23 protein-coding genes are annotated in these 22,889 nt (G+C 30.6%); 17 read left to right on the forward strand and 6 right to left on the reverse strand.

Features of this window, described 5'->3' with window-relative positions:
• Positions 1-3 precede the first annotated feature (3 nt).
• The 3 genes from ACYU7A_RS07030 to ACYU7A_RS07040 all read left to right on the forward strand — a co-directional run bounded on the left by ACYU7A_RS07030 (position 4) and on the right by ACYU7A_RS07040 (position 2,469).
• Positions 4-624, forward strand: coding sequence for a bifunctional nuclease family protein (locus ACYU7A_RS07030; protein ID WP_298302924.1), 621 nt, complete (start codon positions 4-6; stop codon positions 622-624).
• A 66-nt stretch (positions 625-690) separates the two neighbouring features.
• Positions 691-1,515 carry a thymidylate synthase gene (locus ACYU7A_RS07035; RefSeq protein WP_460575284.1) on the forward strand — a complete coding sequence of 275 codons (825 nt, stop codon included), beginning with the start codon at positions 691-693 and terminating at the stop codon, positions 1,513-1,515.
• Positions 1,516-1,524: 9 nt separating this feature from the next.
• The gene (locus ACYU7A_RS07040; RefSeq protein ID WP_460575286.1) at positions 1,525-2,469 is read left to right on the forward strand and encodes an energy transducer TonB; all 945 of its coding nucleotides are present in this window, start codon (positions 1,525-1,527) and stop codon (positions 2,467-2,469) included.
• A gap of 56 nt (positions 2,470-2,525) precedes the next feature.
• Here ACYU7A_RS07040 and ACYU7A_RS07045 read toward each other — a convergent pair whose 3' ends face one another.
• Complete coding sequence (locus tag ACYU7A_RS07045; protein ID WP_396145257.1) at positions 2,526-2,822, reverse strand: isoamylase early set domain-containing protein; 297 nt, start codon at positions 2,820-2,822, stop codon at positions 2,526-2,528.
• Between the two features lie 237 nt (positions 2,823-3,059).
• Between ACYU7A_RS07045 and ACYU7A_RS07050 the strand changes: the two genes are divergently transcribed.
• The 4 genes from ACYU7A_RS07050 (at position 3,060) to porT (ending at position 5,445) form a co-directional block, all read left to right on the forward strand.
• A complete protein-coding gene (locus tag ACYU7A_RS07050) occupies positions 3,060-3,392 on the forward strand; it encodes a 2TM domain-containing protein (protein ID WP_460575288.1) in 333 nt (110 codons plus the stop codon).
• Positions 3,392-3,874, forward strand: coding sequence for a dihydrofolate reductase (locus ACYU7A_RS07055; RefSeq protein ID WP_396145261.1), 483 nt, complete (start codon positions 3,392-3,394; stop codon positions 3,872-3,874). The genes ACYU7A_RS07050 and ACYU7A_RS07055 overlap by 1 nt, the downstream gene beginning before the upstream one ends.
• 98 nt (positions 3,875-3,972) lie before the next feature.
• Positions 3,973-4,704, forward strand: a complete 732-nt coding sequence (gene ubiE / locus ACYU7A_RS07060) for a bifunctional demethylmenaquinone methyltransferase/2-methoxy-6-polyprenyl-1,4-benzoquinol methylase UbiE (protein WP_460575290.1) — start codon at positions 3,973-3,975, stop codon at positions 4,702-4,704.
• Between the two features lie 36 nt (positions 4,705-4,740).
• Positions 4,741-5,445 carry a type IX secretion/gliding motility protein PorT/SprT gene (porT, locus tag ACYU7A_RS07065; protein WP_460575292.1) on the forward strand — a complete coding sequence of 235 codons (705 nt, stop codon included), beginning with the start codon at positions 4,741-4,743 and terminating at the stop codon, positions 5,443-5,445.
• Here the strand turns inward: porT and ACYU7A_RS07070 are convergent.
• Positions 5,442-6,170, reverse strand: a complete 729-nt coding sequence (locus ACYU7A_RS07070) for a TrmH family RNA methyltransferase (protein ID WP_460575294.1) — start codon at positions 6,168-6,170, stop codon at positions 5,442-5,444. The two genes, porT and ACYU7A_RS07070, sit on opposite strands and share 4 nt — an antisense overlap.
• 36 nt (positions 6,171-6,206) lie before the next feature.
• Here ACYU7A_RS07070 and tamL point away from each other — a divergent pair, with 36 nt between their 5' ends.
• The 3 genes from tamL to accD all read left to right on the forward strand — a co-directional run bounded on the left by tamL (position 6,207) and on the right by accD (position 10,800).
• A complete protein-coding gene (tamL, locus tag ACYU7A_RS07075; protein WP_460575296.1) occupies positions 6,207-8,753 on the forward strand; it encodes a translocation and assembly module lipoprotein TamL in 2,547 nt (848 codons plus the stop codon).
• 50 nt (positions 8,754-8,803) lie between these two features.
• The gene (fbaA, locus tag ACYU7A_RS07080) at positions 8,804-9,871 is read left to right on the forward strand and encodes a class II fructose-bisphosphate aldolase (RefSeq protein ID WP_460575298.1); all 1,068 of its coding nucleotides are present in this window, start codon (positions 8,804-8,806) and stop codon (positions 9,869-9,871) included.
• Positions 9,872-9,945: 74 nt separating this feature from the next.
• The gene (accD, locus tag ACYU7A_RS07085; RefSeq protein WP_460575300.1) at positions 9,946-10,800 is read left to right on the forward strand and encodes an acetyl-CoA carboxylase, carboxyltransferase subunit beta; all 855 of its coding nucleotides are present in this window, start codon (positions 9,946-9,948) and stop codon (positions 10,798-10,800) included.
• Positions 10,801-11,021: 221 nt separating this feature from the next.
• Here accD and ACYU7A_RS07090 read toward each other — a convergent pair whose 3' ends face one another.
• The 3 genes from ACYU7A_RS07090 to ACYU7A_RS07100 all read right to left on the reverse strand — a co-directional run bounded on the left by ACYU7A_RS07090 (position 11,022) and on the right by ACYU7A_RS07100 (position 13,927).
• A complete protein-coding gene (locus ACYU7A_RS07090) occupies positions 11,022-11,384 on the reverse strand; it encodes a hypothetical protein (protein ID WP_460575302.1) in 363 nt (120 codons plus the stop codon).
• Between the two features lie 112 nt (positions 11,385-11,496).
• Complete coding sequence (locus tag ACYU7A_RS07095; protein WP_460575304.1) at positions 11,497-12,441, reverse strand: helix-turn-helix domain-containing protein; 945 nt, start codon at positions 12,439-12,441, stop codon at positions 11,497-11,499.
• Between the two features lie 238 nt (positions 12,442-12,679).
• The gene (locus tag ACYU7A_RS07100) at positions 12,680-13,927 is read right to left on the reverse strand and encodes an ABC transporter permease (RefSeq protein ID WP_460575306.1); all 1,248 of its coding nucleotides are present in this window, start codon (positions 13,925-13,927) and stop codon (positions 12,680-12,682) included.
• A 228-nt stretch (positions 13,928-14,155) separates the two neighbouring features.
• Between ACYU7A_RS07100 and purH the strand changes: the two genes are divergently transcribed.
• The 6 genes from purH to rodA all read left to right on the forward strand — a co-directional run bounded on the left by purH (position 14,156) and on the right by rodA (position 21,429).
• Positions 14,156-15,682, forward strand: a complete 1,527-nt coding sequence (gene purH / locus ACYU7A_RS07105) for a bifunctional phosphoribosylaminoimidazolecarboxamide formyltransferase/IMP cyclohydrolase (RefSeq protein ID WP_460575308.1) — start codon at positions 14,156-14,158, stop codon at positions 15,680-15,682.
• A gap of 57 nt (positions 15,683-15,739) precedes the next feature.
• Entirely contained in the window at positions 15,740-16,768 is a 1,029-nt protein-coding gene (locus ACYU7A_RS07110; RefSeq protein WP_298302974.1) for a rod shape-determining protein, read from the forward strand.
• A gap of 89 nt (positions 16,769-16,857) precedes the next feature.
• A complete protein-coding gene (mreC, locus tag ACYU7A_RS07115) occupies positions 16,858-17,685 on the forward strand; it encodes a rod shape-determining protein MreC (protein ID WP_396145276.1) in 828 nt (275 codons plus the stop codon).
• Positions 17,678-18,184, forward strand: a complete 507-nt coding sequence (locus ACYU7A_RS07120) for a rod shape-determining protein MreD (RefSeq protein WP_344815341.1) — start codon at positions 17,678-17,680, stop codon at positions 18,182-18,184. The genes mreC and ACYU7A_RS07120 overlap by 8 nt, the downstream gene beginning before the upstream one ends.
• Positions 18,181-20,151 (forward strand): penicillin-binding protein 2, encoded by a 1,971-nt coding sequence (mrdA, locus tag ACYU7A_RS07125; RefSeq protein WP_460575311.1) that lies wholly within the window; start codon positions 18,181-18,183, stop codon positions 20,149-20,151. Before ACYU7A_RS07120 ends, mrdA begins: the two co-directional genes overlap by 4 nt.
• Before the next feature lie 12 nt (positions 20,152-20,163).
• The gene (gene rodA, locus ACYU7A_RS07130; protein WP_460575313.1) at positions 20,164-21,429 is read left to right on the forward strand and encodes a rod shape-determining protein RodA; all 1,266 of its coding nucleotides are present in this window, start codon (positions 20,164-20,166) and stop codon (positions 21,427-21,429) included.
• 1 nt (position 21,430) lies between these two features.
• Here the strand turns inward: rodA and ACYU7A_RS07135 are convergent, their stop codons facing one another.
• Complete coding sequence (locus ACYU7A_RS07135) at positions 21,431-22,258, reverse strand: DNA/RNA non-specific endonuclease (protein ID WP_460575315.1); 828 nt, start codon at positions 22,256-22,258, stop codon at positions 21,431-21,433.
• A gap of 75 nt (positions 22,259-22,333) precedes the next feature.
• Here ACYU7A_RS07135 and ACYU7A_RS07140 point away from each other — a divergent pair, with 75 nt between their 5' ends.
• The gene (locus ACYU7A_RS07140) at positions 22,334-22,876 is read left to right on the forward strand and encodes a hypothetical protein (protein WP_396145548.1); all 543 of its coding nucleotides are present in this window, start codon (positions 22,334-22,336) and stop codon (positions 22,874-22,876) included.
• The last annotated feature ends 13 nt before the right edge of the window (positions 22,877-22,889 follow it).

A 22,889-nucleotide genomic window follows, 5' to 3' on the forward strand; every position in this document is an offset into this window, starting at 1 on the left:
AAAATGAGTTTAGTAAAACTTACTATAAAAGGAATTTCGTACAGTCAAACCCAAAATGGAGCTTATGCCTTGATTTTAAACGAAGTTGATGGAGAAAGAAAACTACCAATCGTTATTGGAGCTTTTGAAGCACAATCCATCGCAATAGCTTTAGAAAAGGAAATCAAACCACCAAGACCATTAACGCACGATTTATTTAAAAGTTTTGCTGACCGATTTGATATAGTAGTCAAACAAGTTATTATTCATAAACTAGTTGATGGTGTTTTCTATTCCAGTATCATTTGTGAAAGAGACAAAATTGAAGAGATTATTGATGCTAGAACTTCTGATGCTATTGCTTTAGCATTGCGTTTTTCTGCACCGATTTTTACCTATAAAAACATTCTTGATAAAGCCGGAATTTATCTGAATGCCAATCCATCTGAAACTGAAAACACAGAAGATGAAGGCGCACTTTCAACTCCTGAAACTTTCGGAATTGAAAGCGATTCAAATACTGAAAATTCTTATGCAAAACTAAGTTTATCTGAACTTCACGAACTTTTAGAAAGCGCTGTTCAAGACGAAGATTACGAAAAAGCAGCAAGAATAAGAGATGAAATTTCGAAAAGAGAGTCGTAACTCTTAAACTTTTAAACACATAAACCCTGAATTTATTTCAGGGTAAACTTTTAAACCTTTTTCAAAGTGAAACAATACCACGATTTAGTTAAACACGTTTTAGAAAACGGAACTCAAAAAGGTGACCGAACAGGCACAGGAACCAAAAGTGTTTTTGGCTATCAAATGCGTTTTGATTTAGCTGACGGTTTTCCGATGGTTACCACTAAAAAGTTGCATCTAAAATCGATAGTTTACGAATTACTTTGGTTTTTGAAAGGCGATACCAACATTGGCTATTTAAAAGAAAATGGCGTGAAAATTTGGGACGAATGGGCTGATGAAAATGGCGATTTAGGTCCGGTTTACGGACACCAATGGCGCAATTGGAATAGTGAAGAAATTGATCAAATTACTGAATTAATTGAGACTTTAAAAACCAATCCAAACAGCAGAAGAATGTTAGTTTCTGCATGGAATCCATCGGTTTTACCTGATACATCTAAATCATTTTCTGAAAATGTTGCCAATGGAAAAGCGGCTTTGCCTCCATGTCACGCTTTCTTTCAGTTTTATGTAGCTGACGGAAAATTATCTTGTCAATTATACCAAAGAAGTGCTGATATATTTCTTGGTGTTCCATTTAATATTGCTTCTTATGCCTTATTTACCATGATGATAGCGCAAGTTTGTGATTTACAAGTTGGCGAATTCATTCACACTTTTGGAGACGCACACATATACAACAATCATTTTGAACAAGTGGAATTGCAATTGTCTCGCGAACCAAAACCACTTCCGAAAATGATATTAAATCCGAATATCAAAAATATATTTAATTTCACTTTTGAAGATTTCACTTTAGAAGGTTATGATCCGCATCCACATATTAAAGGAATTGTTGCTGTATAAATTTATATTATGAGAAAAATTATTCTTTTCTTTCTGCTTTTCTCTAAAGTAGTTTTTTCACAAGAATCAAACGATAAAATTATTTATTTGGATTCTTTATACAAAGAAGTTAGTGTTGAAAATAAATACTACACAAAAATCATAAAAGACTATTATTTAGAAAAATCTGAATATAAATTCTTAACACTTTATAAAAGTGGTAAATTAAAAGAAGAAAAAACAGTTTCAGGAAAAGATGGTGGTTATGTTATTGGTGAAGCAATTAGTTATTATGAAAATGGAAATAAAAGTTCATCAATACTTTATGAAAATAAACAAAGATTTGGGAAAACATTTAGTTGGTATGAAGATGGAAAACTAAAAGAGGAAGGTGAATTTATAAGTGTTCCAAATGCTACTGAGACTCGTTTCAAAATAATAAATTACTGGAATGAAGAAGGAGAAAAAACAGTAAGTGATGGTAATGGTTTAGTGAATTTTAAAAGTGAATTTTACGAAGAGAACGGAAACTATAAAGACGGTTATAAATATGGGAAATGGTCTGGAAAATCAATGATAAACATGTACAGTTTCGAGGAAAATTATTCAGATGGAAATTTAGTTTCCGGAGTAAGTACCGAAGAAGATGGCACTACATATGAATACACAGAATTAGAAACAAAACCAGAACCAAAAAAAGGTATTACAGACTTTTACAAGCATATTGGGAAAAACTTTAACTATACCAAACAATCAGAAAAATTAAACATAAAAGGAAAAATAATACTCAGTTTTGTTGTTGATACAGATGGAAAAATTACTGATATAAAAGTTATAAAAGGATTAGGATATGGGCTAGATGAAGAAGCTATAAGAGTATTATCTAGTTACGAAAACTGGAAACCTGCAAAACAAAAAGGAATAAAGGTAAGGTGCTCTTACAATATTCCTATTCAACTTAATGGTGTTGAATAAAAAAATCCGCTTAACAAAAAAATTGCCAAACGGATTTTTAAACAAACAAACTAAACCTATACTTCTAAAACGCTGTTTTCAGCATTTGCGAATTCATTCCAACGATAGCTATCTGCTTCTGGTTCGTTTACATATGAACCATCAACGATGTATCTAAATTCAAACGAATTATCTTTTGGTAAATCGAAAGCCGCTTTGAACGTTCCGTTTTTTAACTTAGATAATTCTCCTTCTGATGGATTCCAATTATTGAAATCACCAACAACAGCAGCTGCATTTGCTTCTTTTGCTTCTAGTGAAAAAGTAACTTTACAAACTGGTTTTGTTTTTATAAATTGTTTCTTAATTGCCATAACTATTTCATTTATAGATTAATGCAACAAAGTAAAGGAATAAAAATATAGATTTTACATCGAAATGACGAATTATTATTTTATCATATTTGCTCAAAAAAATAAGATACATTCTTAATTTTTAAGCAGTTAAATTTTGATATTAAAATAAGAAAACGTTTTCTTAATAAATAATATCCATTTGCCATTTTTATAATTTCAAAAATATTTGTATCTTTAAATTCAAATTTTCGACTTATGAATACAGAACAACACGAAATGTATGAATACGCACGAAGAAGAATTAAACAAAAAAAAGGATTGTATTTTCATTTTGTTTTATTTTTCCTTGGAGGTCTTTTTATATTTGCATTGAATAAATGGATGAATGTTGGAGAACCAACAAATTGGTATATTTGGGTTATAACAGCATGGCTTTTCATGTTTATTTTGCACTTCATCAAAGTCTTTATAACAGATAGTTTTATGAACAAAAACTGGGAACGAGAACAGATTAATCGTTTGATGACCATGCAAGAAAAAAAAATAGAACAACTTAAAAACGAAGTTGAAAATAAAAAAATTGTTTAATGATAACTCTCATAGCAGCTGCGGCTGAAAATAATGCTTTAGGAAAAGACAATCAATTAGTTTGGCACTTACCTAACGATTTTAAACGTTTCAAACAAATAACTTCTGGTCATTATATCATTATGGGAAGAAAAACATTTGAAAGTTTTCCTAAACCATTACCCAACAGAACTCACATCATTATTACAAGACAAAAAAACTACAAAGTTGAAGGCTGTCACGTTGTAAATTCAATAGAAAAAGCAATTGAAATTAGCCCAAAAGACGAAGAGGTTTTTATAATTGGTGGTGCAGAAATCTACAATCAATCTATTGATTTTGCCGATAAAATTGAACTAACAAGAGTTCATGCTAATTTTGATGCAGATGCTTATTTTCCAGAAATCAATCTCAACGAATGGGAATTAATTTTTGAAGAATTTCACACCAAAGACGAAAAACATAATTTTGACTTTACCTTTCAAACTTTTGTGAAAAAGTAATCGCTTTATTAAGATACTTTTAGTCCCGAATTTTCGGGATTGTTTTTGATGTTTTGACTTTTATTATTTGTACTTTTGCACCCTAAAAAGCGCTGAAAATGTCAAAAAATGTTACTCCATATAAAGATTCTACTTTAGGAAAAAAAGAACAAGTTACTCAAATGTTCGATAACATTTCAGGAAATTATGATGGTTTAAACCGTGTAATTTCTTTTGGAATTGATGTAAAATGGCGTAAGAAAGTTTTAGATCTTGTAAGTGCGAAAAACCCTGAAAACATTTTAGATATTGCTACAGGAACTGGTGATTTGGCAATATTAATGACCAAAACTAAAGCCAAAAAAATCATTGGATTAGACATTTCTGCTGGAATGCTTGAAGTAGGAAAAAAGAAAATTGCTGAAAAAAAATTAGACCATATTATCGACATGGTAATAGGCGATTCTGAAAACATGCCTTTTCCAGACAATCACTTTGATGCAATAACTGTTTCGTTCGGAATTAGAAATTTTGAAACACTTGAAAAAGGACTTTCAGAAATCTTGAGAGTATTGAAACCACAAGGGATTTTTGTTATTTTAGAAACTTCTGTTCCAGAAAAAACACCTTTCAAACAAGGATATAATTTTTATAGTAAAAATATTTTACCTATCATTGGAAAACTTTTCTCGAAAGACAATGTTGCCTACGGATATTTATCTGAATCTGCTTCTGTTTTTCCTTATGGTGAGAAGTTAAACAATATTTTGAGAAAAATTGGGTTTATAGATGTTGAAGCAATGCCACAAACATTTGGAGTTGCAACCATTTACAAAGCATCAAAAAAATAAAATAGGTACGTTTGATTAAGTTCAAGCCAAATTAAAATGAAGAAACTACTTTATATTATACTATTATTACTTAGCATTACGACGTACTCGCAATCTAAAGGAATTTTTTCTAAAAACCCGATTTTGAATTTAGAAAACTTCGACAAACAGCGAGTTCATTGGGGTTACTTTTTAGGATTTAATATCTATGATTTTAAAATTGATTATTTAGACACACCAGATGTTGATATTGCAGTAAAACGAAATACGGGTTTTAATGTTGGTTTAGTTGGAAACCTAAGACTTCATGAACACATTGATTTGAGATTTGAACCAGGTCTTTATTATTCGCAAAGAAATCTAACTTTTTCTGGTTTTACCAAAAAACTTGATGCCGAAAGAGAAGTAAGATCAACTTATATTGATTTTCCATTATTAGTAAAATTTTCTTCATTAAGAACTGGAAATATTAGACCTTATCTTGTAGGTGGAGTTTCTGCAACATTAAACCTTGCAAGTAATTCAAAATCTTTGGACGATAACTACCAACAGCGTTTTAGAGTGAAACCTTGGACACAAAACTATCAAATTGGTTTTGGAGTTGATTTATATTTAGAATATTTCAAATTCTCACCATCTATTAGAGGTGTTTTTGGCTTGAATGACGAGCTAATTCGCGACAACAATCCAAATAGTCCTTGGACAGGAAATATCAAATCTATGCAGTCTCGTGGAATTTTTGTGAATTTCACTTTCCACTAAGAATTTCTTTTAAATTCACTTAAGAAAATGGCGGTTGCTGTTGCTACATTCAAACTTTCTGTTTGTTGTAAATCACCAAATCTTGGAATAGCCAATCTATCGGAAACTATTTTTTCTATTTTTTCTGAAATTCCGTTGGCTTCATTACCTAAAACTAAAATTCCTTCTTGAGGTAAATTTTCTTTGTAGACATTTTTTCCATCCATAAAAGTTCCAAAAATTGGAGTGCTTGCTCTTTTTAGGTATTTTTCTAAATCTAAATAAGCCACAGAAACTCTCGAAATTGAACCCATTGTTGCCTGAACTACTTTTGGATTGTAAACATCAACTGTTTGTTCACTACAAACCATTTGATCAATACCATACCAATCACACAATCTAACAATTGTACCTAAATTTCCAGGGTCTCTAATATCGTCTAACGCAACTATTAAACCCTTATCATTTCTTGGTTTTTGTTCCGGAATTTGAAATAATGCCAAACAATTATTAGGCGTTGATAAACAAGATATTCTTTTCAAATCTTGATCCGAAATTTGTGTTTTTTTATCAGAACTTATTGTTTCAAAAATATTCTGTGTCACATACAAATGTTCTAGCACAAAATTTGATTGTAAGAGTTCTTGGATTACCTTTACACCTTCAGCAATAAACAATTGATGAATTTGTCTGAATTTTTTTTGTTGTAAACTCGTAATTAGCTTTATTTGGTTTTTACTAACCATAAAAAAATGTACTTTTGAATTAAATTTTCCAACCCATTGAAAAAACACGTTACAAAAATATCATTATTTATTTTAATCGGACTCATAATTGTCTCTTGTAATGTCACAAAAAAAGTGCCTGCTGGAAAACGACTTCTTGTTAAAAACGAAATAACCGTTGATAATAAAGAAACCAAGCAAGAAGATGTGTTTATTCAATTGTATCAAAAACCCAATAGTTCCATTCTTGGGTATCGTTTGCGTTTGAATTTATACAATCTGGCAAAGAAAAACGCCGACACTTCTTATGCAAAATGGTTGGCAAAAAAACCTAATCGTAGAAAAAATCTAGCAAAATTACTTTCTGAAAAGCAAGTAGATCGACTTGGAAAATCATTTTTAGTTTCTGGATTTAGTAATTTTTTGATGAAAACTGGTGAAGCTCCAGTAGTTTTTGATACAATTAGTACAAAAAAATCACTTAGAAGATTAGAATCTTTCTACTACAACAAAGGTTATTTTGATGTAAAAGCAAACTATACAAGAGACACGAGCGTTTCCAAAAAAATTGGAATTAAATACAATGTTGATTTAAAAAAACCTTACATAATTGATTCTCTAAAAACCGTAATTGAAACTCCGGCGCTAGATTCGTTGTATCAAACAAGAAAAAGCAATTCGATTATTAAATCAAATGTACAATACAATACAGAAGATTTCAATAATGAAAGAAATAGAATAACCACTCATTTTAGAAACAATGGAGCCTTTCTTTTTCAACAAAATTATATTACTTACAAGTTAGACACTATTGATACTAACAAAAAAGTAAATGTAAAATTATTGATAAAAGATTATTCGTATAGAGAAGATGATTCTTCTAAAACAGCTCCTTTTAAATTATATAAAATAAGTAAAGTTGCCATTTATACTGACCACACAACCAACAAAAACGATATAAAAATAAAAGACAGTATTGAATACAAAGATTTTATACTTTATAGTGAAAACAAATTAAAATACCGTCCAAAAGCAATTACAGATGCCGTTTTTATTACTAAAGGAAGTCTGTATTCTGACAACTCTAATGTACTTACCACTCGTTATTTGAGTAATCTAAAAGTATTTAACTATCCAACAATTCAATATAAAGTTGACCCTAAAGATGAAAATGCTTTGATTGCAAATATTTTCTTAACTCCAAGAAAGAAATATACTTTTGGTGCCTCGGTAGATTTTACACATTCTAATATTCAAGATTTTGGTATTTCCGGAAACACTTCTATGGGAATTAGAAACGTATTCAACGGAGCTGAAACTTTTGAAATTGGATTTAGAGGAAACGTTGGTGCATCAAGAGATAATGCTAATCCAAACAATAATTTTTTTAATATATCTGAAATTGGTATTGATGCCAAGTTGAACTTTCCTAGAATTTTCTTCCCATTTAATACAGAAAAAATTATTGCAAAAAGTATGATTCCATCTACTTCTATAAGTGTAGGTTTTGCAAAACAAAGAAACATCGGATTGGACAAACAAAACTTTACAAGTGCTTTTTCCTACAATTGGACACCAACAAGAAATACTGCTTTCCGATTTGACATTTTGAATATTCAATTTGTTAAAAATGTAAATATTGGAAATTATTTTAATATATATCAATCTTCCTATAATGTTTTGAATCTTCTAGCAAACAATTATTCGAGTAATCTAGCCTATTTCGATAATAATAAATTGATTATTGGATTAGGAACAGATGGTTTTGTAAATGATGCTTTATTTGGTTCTTTATCAAGTTCTATAAGCGCAAGCGATTTAAAAACCATTAGAAGTATTGAAGAAAGAAGAAAAAGATTAACTGAGAACAACTTGATTTTTGCGACGAATATAAGCTACTCTAAAACCACTAGCAAAGGTCTAAACGACAATAGTTTCTATTCGTATAAAACTAAAATTGAATCTGCAGGAAATCTACTTTCAATCTTGGCTAGAGCTTCCAAACAGCTTGAAAATCAATCTGGCGCCAACACTTTTTTTGAAGTAGAATATTCTCAATACATAAAAGGTGAATTTGAATTTATTAAACACTGGAATTTTGGTACAAAAAAAGTTATTGCTATGAGAAGTTTTGCTGGAATAGCTGTTCCTTACGGAAATTCGAATAGTATTCCTTTTTCTCGAAGTTATTTTTCTGGAGGTTCAAATGATAACCGTTCTTGGCAACCTTATAGTTTAGGTCCAGGAAGCAGTGGTGCTATCAATGATTTCAATGAAGCCAACATGAAACTAGCTTTTAGTGCGGAACTTCGATATAACTTATTCGGAAAATTCAATAGTGCGATTTTTACTGATATCGGAAATATTTGGAATGTTTTTGACAACGTTACCGATGAAGCAAATAAATTTAAAGGATTAGAATCCATGAAAGAACTTGCTGTAGGAACTGGAGTAGGTTTACGATACGACCAAGGTCTTTTTGTAGTGCGATTTGACCTCGGATTTAAAACCTATAATCCTTCAAAAATTGAAAATGAAAGATGGTTTAGAGAATTGAATTTTTCTAAATCTGTATTAAATATTGGAATAAATTATCCTTTCTAATTTTAGAAATTATTACTTTTGTAAACTTAACTAAAAAACATAACTACAAGATGTCACACAATATCAAACCTGGAGTTGCCACTGGAGATGAAGTTCAAGCAATTTTTGCTTATGCAAAAGAAAAAGGATTCGCGCTTCCTGCGGTAAACGTAACTGGTTCAAGTACCATCAATGGTGTTTTAGAAACAGCAGCCAAATTAAATGCACCTGTTATCATTCAGTTTTCTAATGGTGGAGCACAATTTAATGCTGGAAAAGGACTTTCAAATGCTGGCGAAAAATCGGCTATTGCTGGTGGAATTGCTGGAGCAAAACACATTCATACATTAGCAGAAGCTTATGGAGCAACTGTTATTCTTCATACAGACCATTGTGCAAAAAAATTATTACCTTGGATTGATGGTTTATTAGATGCTTCTGAAAAACATTTTGCAGAAACAGGAAAACCTTTGTATTCATCACACATGATTGACTTGTCTGAAGAACCAATTGAAGAAAATATCGAAATCTGTAAAACTTATTTAGCTCGCATGAGTAAAATGGGAATGACTTTAGAAATCGAATTAGGAATTACTGGTGGTGAAGAAGACGGAGTTGATAATTCTGATGTTGATAGTTCTAAATTATACACACAACCTTCAGAAGTTGCTTATGCTTATGAAGAACTTTTAAAAGTTAGCCCAAGATTCACAATCGCAGCTTCTTTCGGAAATGTTCACGGTGTTTACAAACCCGGAAATGTAAAATTAACTCCAAAAATCTTGAAAAACTCTCAAGAGTATGTTCAAAACAAATTCAATACTGGTGCAAATCCAGTTGATTTTGTATTCCACGGTGGTTCAGGTTCTACGTTAGAAGAAATTAGAGAAGCTATTTCTTATGGTGTAATCAAGATGAATATTGATACTGACTTACAATTTGCTTTCACTGAAGGAATTCGTGATTATATGGTAAACAATATTGAGTATTTAAAAACTCAAATCGGTAATCCAGAAGGTGCTGATTCACCAAATAAAAAACATTATGACCCAAGAAAATGGGTTCGTGAAGGAGAAGTTACTTTCAACAAAAGATTAGAGCAAGCATTTGCTGATTTAAACAACGTGAACACTTTATAATGTAAGATTAAGGATTTGGGATTAAGGATTTTAAAATCCTAATTCTCAGATTCCTAATTCCTAAATACAAAACTATGGCTTGGTTTAAAAGAAAAGAAAAAGGAATTACTACTGCAACTGAGGACAAAAAAGATGTTCCTAAAGGATTGTGGTACAAATCGCCAACAGGAAAAATTATTGATACTGACGAATTAGCAAGAAATCTTTGGGTAAGTCCAGAAGACGATTTTCATGTTAGAATTGGAAGTAAAGAATATTTCGAAATTTTGTTCGATAACAATGAATTTAAAGAATTGGATGCTAAAATGACATCTAAAGATCCATTAAACTTTACGGATACTAAAAAATATTCTGACCGATTGAAAGACGTTATGGACAAAACCAAATTGAAAGATGCGGTTAGAACAGGCGTTGGAAAATCTAAAGGTAAAGATTTGGTTGTTTGTTGTATGGATTTTGCCTTTATTGGTGGATCAATGGGTGCAGTTGTTGGAGAAAAAATTGCTCGTGGAATTGATTATTCTATCAAACATAACGTACCGTTTTTAATGATTTCAAAATCAGGTGGTGCTCGTATGATGGAAGCGGCTTTTTCATTGATGCAATTAGCCAAAACCTCAGCAAAATTAGCGCAATTAGCCGAAGCAAAAATTCCTTACATTTCATTATGTACAGACCCAACAACTGGAGGAACTACAGCATCTTACGCTATGTTAGGTGATATTAATATCGCTGAACCAGGAGCATTAATTGGATTTGCTGGACCAAGAGTAGTTCGTGATACCACAGGTAAAGATTTACCAGAAGGTTTTCAAACATCAGAATTTTTGTTAGAACACGGTTTCTTAGATTTTATTACTCCAAGAAAAGAACTAAAAGACAAAATCAATTTATACATCGATTTAATTTTGAATCAAGAAATTAGATAGATTTTAAAAGATATTTAAAAACAAAAAACACAAAGTAATTGCTTTGTGTTTTTTAGTTTTCGGAAATTTATATTAGATAATTTATTACTCAACAACAATAATAATTTCTTTATAGTAAATCATTTGATGCATTTAAATTTAAAAAAACTCATCCTTTAATATCAATACATCAATGATTAAAAAAAATTGTAATGCTTTTTAAATTTTTACAAAGCACGAAATTAATTTGGTGAATTCAAATTATTCATATTTAATTTTGGACCATCATAAGTTGCTACAAACAAACCAACAGTTCCAACAACAAGCATTGTAGTAAATCCAATAGTTTTCAATGATGATAGCTTTCTTACCTTTATAATGTTAATTTCGGATGTTTTAAATGCCATTTCACTTTTCCTAACTTTAAATGTTGTAACACTATCATTAAAGGCTATAAGTTTTCCTTTGTATTCCATACCACCCAATTTTATTTTATAAGTTTTTCCAACCTCTTTTGAAGTTACATTTTTATCAATTGCTTTATAACTGTAACAACTTTGCATTAGAAACGAAATTAATACTAATAATGTAATTACTTTCTTCATAAGTCTAAGTTTTAAATTTTCTTCAAAAGTAATTTTACTATAAAAAAAAATGTCCTAAAATCTCTATTCTGGAGAAATTAGGACAATTTTGCAGATTTTAGGACTTCTAAAATTAAAATTTATATTTTCTAAACTCGGTTGGGGTTTTGCCTGTAAACTTCTTAAAAGCAAGATAAAATGTTGATTTTGAATTAAAACCACATTCTAAACCAATTGATAAAATGGTGTATTCTTTAAAATCAATTGACAATAACAATTCTTTTGCTTTTTCTACTCGCAAGGAATTAATATAGTCCGAAAAATTATAACCACTTTCTTCATTTATTATATGAGAAAGTGAACTTGAGCTCATTTTTATATCTGATGAAAGTTTTTCTAAACTAAATTCAGGATTGAGATAATTAAGATTATTTTCAATATGATTTTTAATACTAATAAATTTTTCGCTTTTAGAAGTTGAGTTATTTAACTTAATTATCTTATTTTTTTCTTTAAATAGTTCTTCTCTAATTAAAATTCTTTCTGACAACAATGAATAATTAAAAAAACCATTGTAGGACAACCAAAAAATTAAAATAAAAATACTGAATCGCAATGGATAATATATATACATAGGTGGTTTTTCAACTTTATCCAAATTAAAAATTACTGCAGATAACCATGTAAACATTATAATTGTTGCAATAATCATAAATTTTTTCAACCATTTCAAATTATCAAATTTTAAAACAGATTGATATAAGTTTTCTCTTGTATAAAGCAGTAAAAAGGCTTTAAAAAATATAAATAAAGAGAAAAGAAAATTTATTATCTCTTCAATTTGTCGATATTGAGCTATTAAATAATGATTATTTCTAAAATTGAATAAAACTAATCTGATTATTATTTCAAAAAAAAACAATGTTAATGAAATGATTACAAAAGATTTAATCTTTCTTTCAACGCTTAAATAATAGGTTACAAAAGTGTAAAATGCAGGAAGTATTAATACATAAAACGGAAGACGCAACATTTTAATAAAATAATTTGCATCTGTGAAAATATTATCAATTAACACAATTTGCAAATAGTTTAACACGAGAAATACAACAACTAAGTTTAAATAAATAATAGATTTATCACTTCCTTTTTTTGAAAAAAAAGTTTTAAAAATAAAAGTAAACCCAATGAAAACACTAATTATTAGAAAAAAATTTAAAACGTCCTTAATCATGTTTGCACCTTATTTTTGATTCAAATGTATTATATTAGAATATTGCAAATATTAATTTTGAATTTTGAACTAAAGATTAAAATTACATACCGCTTCTAATGGCTTCAACTGGATCAAGTTTAGAAGCTGATATTGCCGGTAAAATTCCTGCAATTAATCCAATTATAATGGCTAAACCTGAGCCTAGCATAATGTTGCTTAAACTCAATACAAATTCAAAGTCGAGTAATTTTGTTAAGGTAATTGCAATAATCCAGACTAGAAAAATTCCTATTAATCCGCCAATTAAACATAAGATTACGGCTTCAAATAAAAACTGAAATAAGATGAACCTATTTTTAGCACCAAGTGATTTTTGAATTCCGATTAAGTTGGTTCGTTCTTTTACAGAAACAAACATAATGTTAGCTACACCAAAACCTCCTACTAAAAGTGAAAATCCTGCTATTACCCATCCACCGAGATTCATAAAACCAATTACTCCATCAATCATATCCGTAAACCCTGAAAAAACATTGACAAAAAAGTTGTCAATCTCACCAGTTTTTACACCACGAAACGTACGTAGTTTTTGCTTTAAATCGGCTTTAAACGCCTCCATATCAATGCCTTTTTTGGGTTTGATAACTATTACTGGAGTCATCGAATCGTTGTTATCACCATACATTCTTCTAATGAAATTTACCGGAATAAATGCCGAAGTATCATCGTCACCAAACATTCCAGCGCCTTGTTTTTTTAATACGCCAATCACAGTAAAACGCTGTCCGTAAAGTCTGATTTCCTTTCCGATGGGATCTAAATTTTCAAAAAGACTCTTGGCTAACTCGTGTCCAATTACCGTTACAGCAGCACCAGAATTCGATTCCGATTCGTTGTAAAATCGTCCGTCGGTAAATTCTAAACCTTGAATATCAATAAACTCATAAGAAACCGGAACCACATTTACATTACTAACCGATTTCTCTTCATATTTTACGGTTTCCCAACTCAAGAAAATCTGAAAAGCTAATTCTTGTGCGTCTGGAAGTGACGTTTTAAGATATTCATATTCTGTATAAGTCACATCTGGAAATTGTTCTCGCTTCCATCTTGGCACTTCTGAAGGACCAAAACTACCTTTGAATAAATAAATAGTATTTTTATCTAAACTGCTTAACTCCTTTTTGATTTTTTGATCTAAAGAATCGACTGCTGCTAAAACCGCAATGATAGAAAATATTCCAATCGTTACTCCAAGCAGCGAAAGAAGTGTACGCAACTTATTGTTTCGCAACGCATTCATTGCAAAACTGAAACTTTCACTCAATAATCGAAGGTAAACAAGCATATCGGTTTTATTTTCTAGGTCAAATTTAAGATATTAGTAAATAGAATGATGGAATTGTTACAGAAATTAAAGTGAAATTATAAGTTGTCATAATATTTTTGAAAAATTAACTAATAACTATCATTTTATAAACCTAAAAAACATCCAATTTTGTTAAAATATTCTACAAAAAACTAAAATAAAATCCGATAAAAAAAACTACTTTTGCGTGCTTAACAACACAACACAATGAGCACTACAAAAACAATTCAATCTGCTCTTATTTCGGTATTTGATAAAACGGGATTAGAGCCTATTGTGAAACAACTTCACAAACAAAACGCAACTATTTATTCTACTGGAGGAACCGAAGAATTTATTAAAAATCTTGGTATTCCTGTAGTTCCTGTAGAAGATATCACTGCTTTTCCAGAGATTCTTGGTGGAAGAGTAAAAACATTACATCCTAAAATTTTTGGTGGTATTTTAAACCGTCAAGACAACCCAACCGATGTGGAACAAATGAAACAGTTTGAGATTCCGCAAATCGACTTGGTTATTGTTGATTTATATCCGTTTGAAAAAACAGTTGCTTCTGGTGCAAATGAAACCGATGTTATCGAAAAAATTGACATTGGAGGAATTTCACTAATTCGTGCTGCTGCAAAAAACTTTAAAGACACCGTAATTGTTCCATCAGTTGCAGAATATGAATTGTTCCTAGGAATGATTTCTGAAGGAAACGGAGCAACAACTTTAGAACAAAGAAAATATTTGGCTACAAGAGCATTTCACGTTTCATCAAATTATGACACGGCTATTTTTAATTATTTTAATACAGAAGATACTTATTATAAAGAAAGTATAGCTAATGGTCAAGTGTTGCGTTATGGAGAAAATCCACACCAAAAAGGATTCTTCTTTGGCGATTTTGATGCTATGTTTACCAAACTTCACGGAAAAGAATTATCATATAACAACTTGTTAGATGTTGACGCTGCTGTAAATTTGATTGAAGAATTTAAAAACAACGAACCAACTTTTGCCATTCTAAAACACAATAACGCTTGCGGATTGGCAACTAGACCAACAATGAAAGAGGCATATCTTGCTGCTTTGGCTTGTGATCCAACCTCTGCTTTTGGAGGAGTTTTGATGGCAAACGGTCACATTGATACTGCCACTGCTACAGAAATCAATTCTTTATTTTGTGAAGTAGTAATTGCACCAAGTTATGATGCTGAAGCGTTAAATATTCTACAAGAAAAAAAGAACCGAATTGTATTGACAATAAATGATGTACCTTTACCTCAACGCCAAGTAAGAACTTGTTTAAACGGATTGTTGGTACAAGATAAAAACAACATCACAGATACTAAACAAGACATAAAAAACGTTACTATAACAATACCTACAGAGCAAGAAGTAGAAGATTTATTGTTTGCTTCTAAAATCTGTAAAAACACCAAGTCAAATACTATAGTTTTTGCCAAAAACAATACTTTAATTGCTTCTGGAACGGGACAAACCTCTCGTGTAGATGCTTTAAAACAAGCCATTGAAAAAGCAAACACTTTCGGATTTGATTTACATGGAGCTGTGATGGCAAGCGATGCTTTCTTTCCGTTTCCTGATTGTGTAGAGATTGCAAATCATGCTGGAATTACGGCTGTTATTCAACCTGGTGGTTCTATAAAAGACGAATTGAGCATCAATTATTGTAACGAAAATAAAGTTGCAATGGTATTTACAGGAACACGTCATTTTAAACATTAATTTTATTATTTTTGTAGGCTGATAAAAATTTAACAAACTAAACACCCTTTTTTGAATATGGGATTTTTTGATTTCATGACCGAGGATATAGCAATTGACCTTGGTACCGCTAATACACTAATCATTCACAACGACAAAGTTGTTATTGATAGTCCTTCTATTGTTGCAAGAGATAGAATCACTGGAAAAATCATCGCAGTTGGTAAAGAAGCCAACATGATGCAAGGTAAAACCCATGAAAACATCAAAACCATTCGACCATTAAAAGACGGAGTTATTGCCGATTTTGATGCATCAGAAAAGATGATTAGCATGTTTATCAAAAGTATTCCTGCTTTAAAGAAAAAAATGTTTACTCCTGCTTTGCGTATGGTGGTTTGTATTCCATCAGGAATTACTGAAGTAGAAATGCGTGCGGTAAAAGAATCGTGTGAGCGTGTAAACGGAAAAGAAGTTTACTTAATTCATGAGCCAATGGCTGCAGCAATCGGTATTGGTATCGATATTATGCAACCAAAAGGAAACATGATTGTAGATATTGGTGGTGGAACAACAGAAATTGCTGTAATTGCTCTAGGTGGAATTGTTTGTGACAAATCGGTAAAAATTGCCGGTGACGTTTTTACAAATGATATTATCTACTACATGAGAACACAACACAATTTATTTGTTGGAGAAACTACTGCAGAGAAAATCAAAATTCAAATCGGTGCCGCTACAGATACTTTAGATTCTCCACCAGATGACATGTCAGTTCAAGGTAGAGATTTACTTACAGGTAAACCAAAACAAGTAGAAGTTTCTTTTAGAGAAATTGCTAAAGCTTTAGATAAATCAATTCAACGTATTGAAGATGCTGTGATGGAGACTTTATCACAAACTCCGCCAGAATTAGCTGCCGATATTTATAATACTGGTATTTATTTAGCTGGTGGTGGTTCGATGCTACGCGGATTAGACAAACGTATTTCTCTTAAAACAGATTTACCAGTTTACATCGCTGAAGATCCTTTGAAAGCAGTTGTAAGAGGAACAGGTATGGCGTTGAAAAACATCCCAAAATTTAGAAGCATATTAATTAAATAAAATTCCAATTTTTTTAAATCCCAAATTCCAAATAGCGTTTTAAAATCTATATTGGAATTTGGAATTTGAAGTTTTATAACTTTTAAAAGATGCAGCAAATATTTAATTTCATATTTAAAAACAGCTATCGAATGCTGTTTTTGCTGCTTATGATAATAGCTGTTTCTTTAACTATTCAATCACATTCTTATCACAAAAGTAAAGTTATTAGTTCTGCTAATTTCTTCACTGGAGGCGTTTATGAAATGACGAGCAATGTGGAAGGTTATTTCAATTTAAAAGTACAAAACGAAGAACTTGCCAAAGAAAATGCTCGTTTGAAAGGATTACTTTTTAATATTAAAGACTCTACAAAAGTCCCAAATTTAGATTCTATCAAAGGAGTTAAGAAAACTGACATCATTATTTCGAAAGTTATCAAAAACTCTTATAGTAATCAGGTTAACTTCTTGACACTGAACTCTGGTTCTAATCAAGGTGTTAAACCAGAAATGGGTGTAATTAATAGTTTAGGAATTGTAGGAGTTGTAGAAAATACCTCAGCAAATTATAGTACTGTATTAAGTATTTTAAATACTGAATCTCCTTTAAATGCTAAAGTTAAAAAATCTAATCATATTGGTTCATTAACTTGGAATGGTAAAAATACTGGTTTCGTTCAACTAACAGACGTTCCAAGATTGGCAACTGTTAGAAAAGGTGATACTATTGTTACCGGAGCGCAGTCTACCATCTTTCCAGAAAACATCGGAATTGGAACAATTGAAAAAATTTACATCGACAATGAAACTAATTTGTACATGATAGATGTAAGACTTTTCAATGATATGACAAGTTTAGGTCACGTATACATCATCAGAAATAAAGATAGAGAAGAAATCATTAACTTAGAAAAGAAGACTCAAAAAAATGAATAGTGCTATGTTGTTCAATATGGCCCGTTTTATTTTACTGCTTGCGGTACAAGTTGTTATTTTTAATAATTTCAATTTCTTAGGTTATATCAATCCGTTTCCTTACATCCTTTTTATTATTCTTTATCCAGTTAATGGAAACAAATATGCATTACTAATGTCAAGTTTTTTTCTAGGTATTACGATGGATTTATTTTGTAATTCTGGAGGAGTCCATGCTGCAGCTTGTCTACTATTAGCATTTGTAAGGCCATCTATTTTTAAATTCTCTTTCGGATTAAGTTATGAATATCAAACTGTTAGACTGAATGATACTTTAACACCAGAGCGTTTTTCATTTATCCTATTAGCAGTAATAATACATCATTTAACACTTTTTGTTCTTGAAGTTTTTACTTTTGAATACCTTTGGGATATTGTTCTTAGAACTATTATTAGCACCATTTTTACTATTATAATTTGTATCTTAATTATTTACTTAATCAAGCCAAGTAAACGATGAGAAAAGCATTATTACCTTCTGTAGTAATTATAGCAGCATCTTTGTTGTTGCTCCGAATTTTTTATTTGCAAGTTATAGACGACTCTTTCAAACTAAAGTCGGAGAATAACGCCATTAAAATCAAATATGATTATCCTGAAAGAGGTTATGTATATGATAGAAATGGAAAATTATTAATTGCCAATCAACCATCCTATGATATTATGGTTGTGCCAAAAGATGTAAAAAACATAGATACTTTAGAGTTTTGTTCACTACTTGATATTAGCAAAGAATTTTTTATCAAAAAAATTAATAAAGCTAAAGTCTATAGTCCAATGCTTCCATCTGTTTTTTTACCTCAATTAAACAAATTGGAATATGCTGCTTTTCAAGAAAAAATTAGAAAATTTGGTGGTTTTTATATTCAAAAACGTTCATTAAGAGATTATCAAGTTGATTATGGTGCTAATGTTTTTGGTTTTATCACACAAGTAAATGAGAATATTGTAAAGAAGAATCCTTATTATATAGGTGGTGATTTAATTGGAAAACAAGGTATCGAACAAAGTTATGAAGAATTCTTAAGAGGTCAAAAAGGTGTAAAATACATTTTAAGAGATAAATTCAATAGAGAAATTGGTTCTTATAAAGAAGGAAAATACGATACGATTTCCAAACAAGGAAGTGATTTAACTTTAACTATTGATGGAGAACTTCAAAAATATGGTGAAGAATTAATGATTAATAAATGGGGTGGAATTGTTGCTATTGAACCTAAAACTGGTGAAATTTTAGCATTGGTTAGTGCTCCAAGTTTTAATCCTGCTTTGTTAGTAGGTAGACAACGTTCAAAAAATTATACTTTGCTACATAATGATTCTATTGCAAAACCATTATACGATAGAGGTCTTTTGGCAGAATACACACCAGGTTCACCTTTCAAAATTCTAACTGGATTAATTGCCTTACAAGAAGGAGTTGTCACTGATAGTACACGATTTTCATGTCATCGAGGTTTTAGTTATGCAAGAGGTCGTTTTATGAAATGTCACTGTTCTGGTGGAGCAGTTCAATTACACAGAGGAATTTATCAATCTTGTAATACGTATTTTTCTAATTGTTATATCAAATTGATTAACAAATATAAAGACCACAGTTATGCAGTTGACAGATGGGCAGACCATTTAAAAAGTTTTGGCTTAGGCGCTTTTATGGGTTATGATTTGCCAATCGGAAAAAAAGGAAACATACCAACCTCTAAAACCTATAATAGGGTTTATAATGGTTGGAATTGGGATGGAAAAACAATCGTTTCAAATGCCATTGGACAAGGAGAAGTTTTGATGACTCCTATTCAACTTGCTAATTTTATGGCAACAATTGCTAATAGAGGCTATTTTTACACTCCACATATTGTAAAAAGAATAAAAGGAAATACTATTGACAAAAAATTCAGAACCAAACATACTACTACTATTGATAGAAAATATTTTGAGCCTATAATCACAGGTATGAATGCAGTTTATGGTCCAGGCGGAACAGCTTCAGGGCTTGGAGTAACCGGTATTGAAATCTGCGGTAAAACTGGAACCGCAGAAAATTATTTGAAAGTAAATGGAAAGCGAGTAAAACTTCAAGATCACTCGATTTTTGTTGCTTTTGCACCAAGAGACAATCCTAAAATTGCTATAGCTGTATTTGTTGAAAATGGATATTGGGGTAAACGTTGGGCTGGACCAATTACAACTTTGATGATTGAGAAATATTTGAACAAAAAAATCACTAAAGTTGATTTCGAAAAAAGAATGTTAACTGGAAGTTTGAAAGCACAATACGACAAATTATACCCAAGAAAACATCAGGATAGTATTTCATTAATTAATAATAGAATTAAAGATAGTTTAGCAAAAATTAAAAGAACAAGAGATTCAATAAATGGTGTTTTGAAAAAGGAAATTAAAATTGACACTTTACAAAATCCCTAGTTTAAGTTAGAAATGAGAAATCAAAGTGTAACCAATAATATCGACTGGATTAGTATTGTCATTTACATTGCATTAGTTGTAATGGGGTGGCTAAATATCTATTCTTCATCATTGTCTACAGTTTCTGAAGATGCCTCTATTTTTGATTTTACTCAAATTTATGGAAAACAGTTTCTTTTCATTGCCTTCTCTATTCCTATCATTTTCATCGTTTTATCAGTTGAAGCTAAATTTTATGAAAAGTATTCTATAATTATTTTTGCAATAGCGCTGTTATCATTAGTAGGCTTATTCCTTTTCGGAAAAACAATTGCTGGTCAACGCTGTTGGTATGCTATAGGAAGTTTTACCTTACAACCTTCAGAGTTTGCAAAAGCTGCGACTTCACTAGCTTTAGCTAAATACTTAAGTGATGTTCAGGTTAACTTAAAAGACGTTAATAGGCAAATTCAAGTTTTAATTATCATTTTCCTTCCTGTGATGTTGATTTTACCTCAACCCGATCCTGGAAGTGCCTTAATTTATAGTGTATTCTTCATAGTGCTTTACAGAGAAGGTTTACCTGGTTGGTATTTACTTACAGGTTTTATTGCCATTGTTTTATTCGTATTAACCTTAGCAACCAATAACCCATACATTGTAATAGGAATTACAGCTTTAGTATTAATTATAAACTATTTTAGAAGTCGATTAGTTGATAGAAATATCATTGCAAGTGCTATTCTTTTAATTATTATAACGGCTTTTTCTTTTTCTGTGAATTTTGTTTTTAACAATATGTTCAAACAACACCATAGAGATCGTTTCAATATTTTACTTGGAAAAGAAGTAGATATGAAAGGTGTTGGATACAACACAAATCAATCTGAAATTGCTATTGGTTCGGGAGGATTTTTTGGAAAAGGTTACCTAGAAGGAACACAAACAAAAGGTGGTTTTGTACCAGAACAGCATACCGATTATATTTTTACAACTGTTGGTGAAGAATGGGGTTTCTTAGGCTCTATCTTCGTTATAGGATTGTTTGTTGGATTGATTTTAAGAATAATATATTTGGCAGAACGACAAAAGACTAAATTCAGTCGAGTCTATGGCTATTGCGTCGCCGGAATTCTCTTTATCCACTTTTTTGTAAATATAGCAATGGTTGTAGGTGTATTCCCAACAATTGGGGTTCCGTTACCTTTCTTTTCATATGGAGGTTCTGGACTTTGGGGTTTTACCATTTTATTGTTTATTTTCTTAAAAATGGATGCCAATAAAGTGAATGAATGGTAGTTTAATTAAAACTCCACGATTTATAATCGCTACTTTTTTCCAAATTATTCTCAATTTTATCATTCAAACTCGGATAGAAATCAATTCCGGTCATTTTTTCTATTTCATCAACCGAAACAACAAATTCGTAAAGCGGTTTATTACTATCTACAGCTGGAACTAAAAAGCCTATCATCTTATACTCACTTCTTGAAGTATCTAATAAAACTTTGTAAAAATATTCAGGAACAGCAACATCTTCCTCTCCAATAGTTTTTAAATTATCATTCAAAACACCTCCTGTTACAACATAAATCCCATCATATTTTGATGCCCAATAGCGAACTTTTTGCTCCAAAGTATTCCAAATTCCATCATTGAAATTATGCTTTTGAGGTGAAATATTTGATGTTAAAAAAGTTTCATCATAAGCTTCTTTAGAAAATTTCATATCACCTGCTGGACATAAATGACCTTTATCATAACCAGAACGTTTGTAATTTCTCCAATCTGCAGAACCAGTTTTTACCTTTTCATCTTCAATAAAAAAAGGCCTATCATAATCATGGTATGATTTTATTCCTTTAAGTTCATACGCAACCCATTCTGCTTGTTCGTATGTTTCATTATAGGACAATGTATAATATTTATGCTCAACAACTTGATTGGTTGTTGAAGAAGGAAGAAAATTAAACTCAGCATTGTCAGTTTGAATTGAAGTTTCATTTTTTTCTATTGAATCAGTTGAATTTTTAGGTTCTAAACTAGAGTCGATTTCTTTTCTACAAGAAACAGTTATTGTAGAAAATATTAGACATAAAATGATTTTCAATACTAAGGATTTTTTCATAATTTTATACATTGATTTAACTATCCTATTTCATCATAATGATAGTTGATACTAATAATTTAAAACTTGACAAATATGAAAATTAAATTTTTACTTACAGCCATTCTTCTTGTAAGTTTTCAAAACTTTTTTGCACAAGAGACTCCAGTAAAACAAGCTGTTGATTCTGTTAAACAAAATGTAATAGATGTAGAAAAACAAAGAGCTCTTGAAAAAGAACGTTTAGAAAAACAACTAAAAGAAGAAAAAAAAGCTTTAAAAGAAAAAGAAAAAGCTGAAGAGAAAGTTGAAAAAGCAGAAAAAGAAGCTAAGGATGCTGAAAAAAAAGCCGAAAAACAACAAGACAAATTAGAAAAAGAACAAAAGAAGTTTGAAAAAGAGCAAAAGAAATTAGCAAACGCTGAGAAAGATGTTGAAAAAGCTCAAAGTAAAATTGAAAAAGAAAGAAAGAATCTTGAAAAAATGCAAGCCAAACATGAGAAAGCAATAGCTAAAGGAAAACTTTCTCCTGTTGAAATTGAAAAAGGAAATGTTGCTTTAACAAAGCAACAACTTAAAATAAAAGAAGCTGAAGAAGATTTAGAAAAAGCTCAAAAGAAACTTAAAAAACTTAGATAAAAAAAACGCTCCT

Source organism: Flavobacterium koreense, from assembly GCF_054776075.1.